Source organism: Prosthecobacter sp. (genome assembly GCF_044373815.1).
Classification (GTDB): domain Bacteria; phylum Verrucomicrobiota; class Verrucomicrobiia; order Verrucomicrobiales; family Verrucomicrobiaceae; genus Prosthecobacter.
This window is the reverse complement of the sequence record NZ_JBIPNG010000301.1, coordinates 1-8,154: the sequence shown is the minus strand read 5'-3', so window position 1 is coordinate 8,154 and position 8,154 is coordinate 1. Positions and strand designations below refer to the sequence as shown.

Genomic DNA, 8,154 nt, shown 5'->3' with positions numbered 1-8,154 from the left:
TCACCTCGCGCATGTAGATGGCGATGGTAATGCCGCGCGCGACGGAGTCAGCCGAGAGATCTCGGTACTCGCGGGACACCTCAACCAGCCGGGCCTCCACTTCAGCGCGCAATTCCGTCAGGCGGGCAATCTCCTTTTCATACTCGCGCACCTTGCGCTCCGCTTCGATGCGCAGGGTGTTTTCGGCTTCGAGCCTTTTGACGAGATCCTGAATGTGGCCGCGCAGGCGATCCTCGCGCTGCCATTGCACGATGCAAACGGCGCAGAGCCCCAGTGAGATGACAACCAGCAGCGTGGTGAGCAGACGCTTCATGGATCAGAGTGACGGCTTGGCCGCATTCACGGGTTTGACGTTGAAGGCCACCTTGGTGAAGCCGACCCGCTTGGCGGCATCGAGCACTTTCACGAGATCTGAGTACCGAGTGTTCACATCGGCGCTGATGTAAACGGGCGTGGCGGGGTCCTTGCCGAAACGTTCGGCCAGTCTGCGATCCAGCTCCGGCAGCGTGATGCCGGCCTTGTCGAAAAACACATCGCCGGTGGCGTTCACCGCGAGATTGATCATGTCCGGCTTGAAGTCGGACTGTGCAGAGGAGGCGACGGGCAGGTTGACCTTGATGGTCTGCTGCTTGGACATCGTGAGGCTGACCATCATGAAGGAGGCCAGCAGGAAGAACATCACGTCAATGAGCGGGATGATTTCCAGCCGCGTCTTTCGTTCGGGCAATGGTGAATGAAGTTTCACGGCAGGATCAGGCCTTCGGAGTGGCTTTGTCAAAACCGTGCTGCACAGCGAGAATCAGCACGTTGTTCGCGGCGGCTTCGAGATCAAACTTCAAGCCGGCCAGACGCGAGTGGAAGTAGTTCATCGGCACCAGCGTGCCAATGGCAATGCCGAGACCGGCGGCGGTGGCGATGAGCGCCTCGCCGATGCCACCGGTGACTTTTTCGACGGCAAGTTCACTGCTGCCGATGCTGGTGAAGCTGCCCATGATGCCTGTGACCGTCCCCAACAAACCGAGCAGCGGCGCCAGGGTGACGATAGTGTCCATGGCGCTCAGGTAGCGGCCCGCATCGCGCAGTTCCTGCCCGGCGGCCACTTCAAGCGCACCCTGCATGCTGGTATGGCGGTGATTGAGCCCGTGATGAATCATGCGCACCACCGGATCGCTGGATTTCGCCGAAAGGGCGACGGCCTGGGCGAGGTCTCCAGCCTCCAGCTTTTCATAGACTTCATCCAGCTGCTTGACGGAGCGCTTGGTGGCAAAGCGCACCCACCAGAAAACACGCTCAACAAAGATGCAGACCGCCACAACCGTGACGACCGCAATGGGATACATTATGGGACCACCTTTGTGGAAGAGATCGACGACGACGTTGGCGAGGATGGGCATGAAAAAAATGGGAGATTGGAAATCTAAATGGGCAGATTCGAGGGAGAGCCTTTCAGTTCAGGCGAAAGGTCAGCGGCACGGTGTGACGATGCGATGTGCCCGTTTGCCAGCGCCAGTTCCGTCGAATGAAGGCCACGGTAGCCTCGTCCAGTGCGCTAAAACCGGTGGTGCTGACAACACTGACGCTTTCAACCGAGCCCGAAGGACCGAAGCCGACGACCAAGCGCACGGTGCCCTGCATGCCGGCTCTCTGTGCAAAGTCCGGATAGGGCGGCTTGGGCAATGTGCCTTTGCTGTTGCCCATCCCGGTGGCACCAGCAGTCCCTTCCTGAGTTGAGTTTGCACCAGTGCCTTTGCTTTTGGCCACCGGACCCGCGCGTGGTCGCGCTGGCGCGGTGGGCGTCTGACGCACCACGGGATCAACAGGACGCAGCGCATCCTCGATCTTTGGCGCGGTGGGAACGGCAAAGATGTCCTCCAAAGTCATCGCCTCGGCGATCTCTGGCAGGTCCTGGGTTTGCGGCGGAGTCTCGATGGTTTCGGGAATCTCAACCGGCACCACAGGTTCGACTTCAGTGGTCTCGTCGGACTTTTCCCCCATCGCCATCATCTCCGTCATGGTGAGTTCCTCCGTGGACATCTCCGTGTCTTCGGGATCCTCAAGCGTCTTGAGGTGAATCGGCGGAAGATCATCGGCAAACATGCCGATGATTCCCACGGTCAGAAAGCTCCCAGTGATTCCCACAAGCCATGAAAGCGTGATGAGAACCCGCACGAGGCTGCCACCACGTCGCACCACCCCCGCGGCAGTGCCAGCAGCAGCGGTTCTTGGCTTTGGAAGGTTGAAGCCCATGGTGGGCAGCGGATTTATCACTGAGGAGGTCATTGCACAAGGCGGGGCAGGAAAGGACGATGAAACGTAAGAATGGCATGTCAACTTGCAATTGCGACTCAGTCGCATCATTATGTTTTTATTGCTCTCGATACTGCCAAAGTTGTTCCTGAAGCTCTTCCGAATGCCCCCTCTCTCAGCCCCCAATCCATCCTCCCCTGACGATCGCAATGCTGTCGCCAAAGTCTGGATGAAGCGCGGCATTGCACTGCTTTCGGCCAATGACGCCACTGCGCTACCGGAGGCCCTGAACTGCTTTGAGCAGGCGCTGGCCATTCGCCGTGAGCTGCCGTTTGAGGCAAGCGCATGGTATCGCTGGCTGCTGACAGCCTGCTGGATGAACCGGGGGGACGTGCTGACACGACTGGGGAAACCGGCAGACCTAACCGCAGCGGTGAAGAGCTTCGATGAAGCCATCTTTCACCTGCAAAAGCTGCCGCTGGAGGAGGACTCGCAGTATCGCGGTCGGCTGGCCCTGGCCTGGATGAACCGCTCCCTGGCGCTGCGTGCGCAGGCAACGCCTGAAAGCCTGCACGCAGCGCTGCTGTCGCTGGATCATGGTAAAACCGTGATCGAGGAAAGCGTGACGAAGGGGCTCCCCGTGAATACAGCACTTCTGCCGATCTTGATCATCAATCGCGCCGCGTTGCTGCTGGAAGCCTCCCCTCCGCGGATGTTGGAAGCCATGCAGGAGGCAGAAGAGGCCCTGACTTTGTGCCAGCCCACGGAACATCTGAATCTGCAAGCTGGCGAAATTGGCTTGAAAGCACGCCATATCTTCTGCCGCGCCGTGGCCCTGCTTTTAGAAACATCCTCGGTGGACACCACTCGTGCGGATGACTGGATCATGCAGGCCACGGACAAGGTGGATGAAGCGATGCAGCTCACCGCCACATGGGAGAACCAGAAAGAAGCGGGACCGTTCCATGCCCTGCGTCACGAATTGTTTCGCTACGGCTGCAACCTGCTCCTCGCTTACCAGCCCCATTTCATGGCGGAATTTCTGCTCGATGTGCTGGACCCAGAGCAGGGCTCCCCGCTTCTGGCCAAAGCTGATGACCTCTACCAAACTGGTCTTGAAGCCTTGGATCTGGCGGCTGCTGAAATGCGGCGGCGCGGGCCGCTGGATCTGGGTTTGCAGAAAATGGACCGGCTGATCGAGGTGCTGGAATCGATGAGCCTTGCGGCAGAGCGGATCAAAAAACGTTCCGCAGAGAGAAACGCATAGCCCGCATCTCCATTCCGGTAATGGCCAGAACGCTCCGCTGCGTTGACAGCATCCATTAAATTCTGAGCCAAAGGTTGGGCTGGGAGGTCAATGGGCCTTGGTAACGCAGCCGTACGTCCCAAGGCCCATTTTTAGTGTCTGGCAGACCGCAAATGACAGCATGTTTTGAGCAAAACGTCGCTATTTTCCATGGTTGACTGCGTCGGCAAATGAGACTTAATCGCAACATGATAATGAAACCGAATCTCATTATCATCAGTTAGCTTTTTCCAATCCCCCCCTCTCATGCCACAAAAACTCGCCTCCCGCCTCCGCCGCGCTGCTCGCAAGACAGGCCCCAAAACTCTTTCTGTCACCTCGTTACTGTGTGCTGCAGGCAGCCTGAGCGCCCAAACTGCAGCACCCAGCAAGCTCAAGCCCCAGATTGAAGAGATTCCCACCGAGCTGCCCGAAGTCCTCATTGAAGCGACTGGATCGGTCTACAACCCCACTCGCGTGCAATCGGTCAAGTACACTGAGCCACTGCGCGATATCCCGCAGACGATCACGGTCATTCCCAAGGCGGTGATCGAGGACCGTGGCGCTTTTAGCCTGCGCGATGTGCTAAAAAACACCCCCGGCATTTCCATGCAGGCAGGTGAAGGCGGCGCAGTGTCTGGCGACAACCTCTCCATCCGCGGCTTCAGCGCCCGCAGTGACATCTACCTCGACGGCGTCCGCGACTACGCCAACTACAACCGTGACCCATTCAACACGGAGCAGGTTGAGATCACCAAAGGCCCCTCCTCCTCTACTGTCGGTCGTGGCTCTACCGGGGGCTCCATCAACACCGTCAGCAAGATGGCCAATCTGACAGACTCCGTGCTCACCACGGTCAGCGGCGGCACCAGCAGTCTCTACCGCGGCACGGTGGATGTGAATCAGAAGCTCTCTGAGCACACGGCTTTCCGCCTCAACACCATGTACCACAGCGCCGATACTCCAGGACGTGACCACGTCTCGTCGGAGCGCTACGGCATCGCCGCATCCTTAGGGGCGGGTCTTGGCACCGACACACGCTTCATGCTGAATTATCAGCGGCTGGAGGAAAGCAACATCCCGGACTACGGCCTGCCCTGGATCCCCAACAACGGCACCTTCAGCGGTTCCGGAGCCGCACTCGCCGGCTACCAGAACCAGCCACCTCCGGGCGTGAGCTTCAACACCTTCTACGGCATCCCTGGCGTGGACTATGAAAAGATTCAGACGGACCACTTTACGGCGATCTTTGAACACGATTTCTCGGAACACACACGCGTCCGCAACATAACACGCTACTCGCGCAGCCATCGCGACTCCGTGAGCACCGCACCACGGCTCCGCGACGTTGGCGTGGCCGCGGGCAATCAATACACCACGATCCTGAATCGTCAGTTGCAGCGGCGGCAGCAGTTCACTGAAATGTTTGGCAACCAGACCAACCTCGTCGCCGACTTCTCCACCGGCCCGATCAAGCACGCGCTGGTCACCGGCATGGAGTTTTATCTAGAGCACCAGCAGAATGCCAACGTCGCCGGCGTCGCGACCCTCACCGATCTATATGACCCCAGCGTCATGTATTCTCCGAGCTCCTTCCTTCCGGCTGGCTCGCAGGACTTCACGGGCGCAACCTACCCTGGCCTGCCAGCTCCGACCGAGGCATACCTCTACACCGTCTCCGCCTACGTGTTCGACACCATGAAGATCGGCAAACACTGGGAATTCAGCGGCGGCCTCCGGTATGATCACATGTATGCGACCGTGAGCGGACCCGGCAACACATCCGCCGGCGGATACGCCAACGCTGACGACCTGTTCAGCTACAAGGCCGCCCTGATCTACAAGCCTGTGAAGCAGGGCAGCTTCTACTTCGGCTACGGCACTTCGTTCAATCCCACCATCGACGGTGCTTCCGGCGCAGGTCTGGGCCTAACCGCCGCCACGTCCTCGCTGGACCCTGAACAAACCTCCACGTTCGAGCTCGGCACCAAATGGGACGTTCTCAAAGAGCGTCTCTCACTGACGGCCGCCCTCTTCCGCTCCGAGAAAACCAACGCCCGCACCACCGATCCCTCCGGCATCACGACTCTGGGCGGCAATCAACTGGTCCAGGGCATCGAATTCAGCATGACCGGCAGCATCACCAAAAATTGGCAGGTCTTCACGGGCTACGCCATCATGGAAAGCGAGACGAAAGCTTCCACCGCCGCTGGTGCAATCGGTCAGTCCTTGTCGAATGCCCCGCCTCAAACCTTCAACCTGTGGACGACCTACACCCTCCTGGAAAAAACGCAGTTCGGCTTCGGCGCCCAGTATATGGGCCCACGTACGAGCAACGACTCTTCCGCAAGCGCCCGCACCGCCCCAAGCTACTGGACGCTGGATGCCATGGTCAGCTACAAGTTCACCGACAAAATCAGCCTGCGCCTGAACATCTACAATCTCGCGGATGAGCGCTTCGTCGGCAGCGTCGGCGGTGGTCAGTTCGTCCCCGGAGCTGGACGTTCCGCCGCACTCACCGCAAGCATCAAGTTCTAATCTGTTTCCCCCCTTCTCATCATGCTTATCGCAATTCCCGATGTTCTCACCGCTGAGCAAGTCGCTCATGCGCGCCAGCTCTTGGACGCCACCGAGTGGGTGGATGGCAAAGGCACCGCTGGTTACCAATCCGCCAAAGCCAAGGACAACATGCAGCTCCCAGAGGACAGCCCTGCCGCGCGCGAGCTCGGAGAGATAATTCTCACTGCCCTGGCTAAAAATCCGCTCTTCCACGCCGCAGCACTGCCGCAGCGGATTTTCCCGCCGTTGTTCAACCGCTACTCCGGAGGCCAGTCCTTCGGCACACATGTGGACAACGCCATCCGCCAGCATCCCACCATGCCCATCCGCATCCGCACGGACCTCAGCGCCACGCTGTTCTTCGCCGGCCCGGAGGAGTATGACGGCGGGGAGCTGTGCATCGAGGACACCTACGGTGTGCAGCGCGTGAAGCTGCCCCCCGGCCACCTGGTGCTCTACCCTTCCACCAGCCTGCACCACGTCACCCCTGTGACACGTGGCGCCCGCATCTGCTCCTTCTTCTGGCTGCAAAGCATGATCCGCGACAACAGCCAGCGATCTCTCCTCTTTGATCTCGATCTCGCCATTCAGCGCCTGGGCCGCGATCTCAAAAACAACCCCGTGGCCGAACAGACCGGCGTGCAACTCACCGGCGTCTACCACAACCTTCTGCGCCAGTGGGCGGAAATGTAACCGTGAAGCCCACCTTTCATCGCCTCATTTTCTGGGGTCATCTCATCGCAGGCCTCGTCGCCGGTGTGGTCATTTTCTCCATGGCCGTCACCGGCCTCATGATTTCCTACGAGGCCCAGTTCATCGAATGGGCAAATCGAGACCTGCGTGTCTCCCCGCCTGCCGCAGGTGCCCCACATCTCGACATCGGAACACTGCTGGCCAAGGTCCGCGAGACCAAGCCCGATTTAAATCCCAGTGGCATCACCTGGAAAGCAGACCCGGCCACGCCAGTCACGCTTTCTGTCGGAAAAGAGGGCATCTTCTTCGCCAATCCCTACACCGGCGAATTTCTCGGCGAGGGGCACCGCACCTGGCATGGCTTTTTCCACGCCGCCACCGAATGGCACCGCTTCCTCACCGGCTCCGGCCTTCCCAAAGAAATAGGAAAAGCCATCACCGGCGCTGGCTGTCTGATCTTCGGTCTGCTGCTGCTCTCCGGCATCTACCTCTGGTGGCCGCGCCACTGGCGCTGGGCCAACGTGCGCGCTGTCATCCTCTTCAATCCCAAGCTCAGAGACCGCGCCCGCAACTGGAACTGGCACAACGTCTTCGGCTTCTGGAGCGCGCTCCCGCTCCTCTGCATCATCCTCACCGGCCTCATCATGTCCTACGGCTGGGCGAACAATCTGCTCTTCACCCTCACTGGCAGCGAGCCACCACCACCCCGCGAACGCCCCGCAGGCGGGCCTGGCGGCAAACGCGATGGCAACACACCCACAGCTACGTCCCCTTCCCTCGCCGGACTTGAACCTCTCCTCGCTCAGGCACGTCAGCAGATACCCAGCTGGGCCAGCATGAGCCTGCGCATGCCGCTGAAACCCGGCGCTCCCTTCCCCCTCATGGTGGACCGCGGCGGTCGCGGCCAAGTGCAACTGCGCACCATGCTGAACCTCGATGTGGCGCAGGCCAAAGTGCTGCCCAGCCCGGATGATCTGCAGCAGCAAAACCTCGGGCGACGCCTTCGCATGTACGCTCGCTTTCTCCACACCGGCGAGCTCTTTGGCCTCATCGGCCAAACCGTCGCAGCACTATGCACCTTCGCCACCCTGATCCTCGTCTGGACAGGTTTCGCCCTCGCCTTCCGCCGCTTCTTTCCCAAACGCGGCCACGCGGCCACATCGCCCCTGGCCTCCGTCTCCTCCTCGGAGACAGCTTCATAATTTGGTCCTTGTTAGGTTGGATCAAGTCCCTGTGGGGAGCGGAAGTGGTGTTCCGCCCCTGCAGGGACATTACCCCTCGCATGAAGCGCAAGAAATGGTTGTTAATTTGCAATTGCGACTCAGTCGCAGAAAATACTTGCGTGTATATCCATCCAATTCACTATTCGG

7 protein-coding genes and 1 pseudogene are annotated in these 8,154 nt (G+C 59.7%); 4 read left to right on the top strand and 4 right to left on the bottom strand.

The genetic code is table 11. The annotated features are described in order from the left end of the window. The 4 genes and pseudogenes from ACIREA_RS21075 to ACIREA_RS21060 all read right to left on the bottom strand — a co-directional run. Positions 1 to 313 (bottom strand): annotated as a pseudogene (locus tag ACIREA_RS21075) (hypothetical protein); the annotation flags it as partial. A 3-nt stretch (positions 314 to 316) separates the two neighbouring features. Then, positions 317 to 745, bottom strand: a complete 429-nt coding sequence (locus ACIREA_RS21070) for an ExbD/TolR family protein (RefSeq protein ID WP_397384324.1) — start codon at positions 743 to 745, stop codon at positions 317 to 319. A 7-nt stretch (positions 746 to 752) separates the two neighbouring features. Then, positions 753 to 1,394: a MotA/TolQ/ExbB proton channel family protein gene (locus ACIREA_RS21065; protein WP_397384323.1), complete on the bottom strand. Its 642-nt coding sequence runs from the start codon at positions 1,392 to 1,394 to the stop codon at positions 753 to 755. 52 nt (positions 1,395 to 1,446) lie between these two features. Continuing rightward, complete coding sequence (locus ACIREA_RS21060) at positions 1,447 to 2,247, bottom strand: TonB family protein (RefSeq protein WP_397384322.1); 801 nt, start codon at positions 2,245 to 2,247, stop codon at positions 1,447 to 1,449. A gap of 163 nt (positions 2,248 to 2,410) precedes the next feature. On the opposite strand from ACIREA_RS21060, the gene ACIREA_RS21055 reads away from it, so the two are divergent. The 4 genes from ACIREA_RS21055 to ACIREA_RS21040 all read left to right on the top strand — a co-directional run bounded on the left by ACIREA_RS21055 (position 2,411) and on the right by ACIREA_RS21040 (position 7,986). Next, positions 2,411 to 3,514 (top strand): hypothetical protein, encoded by a 1,104-nt coding sequence (locus ACIREA_RS21055; RefSeq protein ID WP_397384320.1) that lies wholly within the window; start codon positions 2,411 to 2,413, stop codon positions 3,512 to 3,514. A gap of 285 nt (positions 3,515 to 3,799) precedes the next feature. Continuing rightward, positions 3,800 to 6,070, top strand: coding sequence for a TonB-dependent receptor (locus ACIREA_RS21050; RefSeq protein WP_397384318.1), 2,271 nt, complete (start codon positions 3,800 to 3,802; stop codon positions 6,068 to 6,070). Between the two features lie 21 nt (positions 6,071 to 6,091). Further along, complete coding sequence (locus tag ACIREA_RS21045; protein WP_397384316.1) at positions 6,092 to 6,784, top strand: Fe2+-dependent dioxygenase; 693 nt, start codon at positions 6,092 to 6,094, stop codon at positions 6,782 to 6,784. 2 nt (positions 6,785 to 6,786) lie between these two features. Continuing rightward, positions 6,787 to 7,986 (top strand): PepSY-associated TM helix domain-containing protein, encoded by a 1,200-nt coding sequence (locus tag ACIREA_RS21040; RefSeq protein ID WP_397384315.1) that lies wholly within the window; start codon positions 6,787 to 6,789, stop codon positions 7,984 to 7,986. Positions 7,987 to 8,154: the final 168 nt, after the last annotated feature.

Bases quoted from the DNA above. Each gene is read 5' to 3' on its own strand.
- ACIREA_RS21065 (WP_397384323.1), bottom strand. From the start codon at position 1,394: ATGCCCATCCTCGCCAACGTCGTCGTCGATCTCTTCCACAAAGGTGGT.
- ACIREA_RS21060 (WP_397384322.1), bottom strand. From the start codon at position 2,247: ATGGGCTTCAACCTTCCAAAGCCAAGAACCGCTGCTGCTGGCACTGCC.
- ACIREA_RS21055 (WP_397384320.1), top strand. From the start codon at position 2,411: ATGCCCCCTCTCTCAGCCCCCAATCCATCCTCCCCTGACGATCGCAAT.
- ACIREA_RS21050 (WP_397384318.1), top strand. From the start codon at position 3,800: ATGCCACAAAAACTCGCCTCCCGCCTCCGCCGCGCTGCTCGCAAGACA.
- ACIREA_RS21045 (WP_397384316.1), top strand. From the start codon at position 6,092: ATGCTTATCGCAATTCCCGATGTTCTCACCGCTGAGCAAGTCGCTCAT.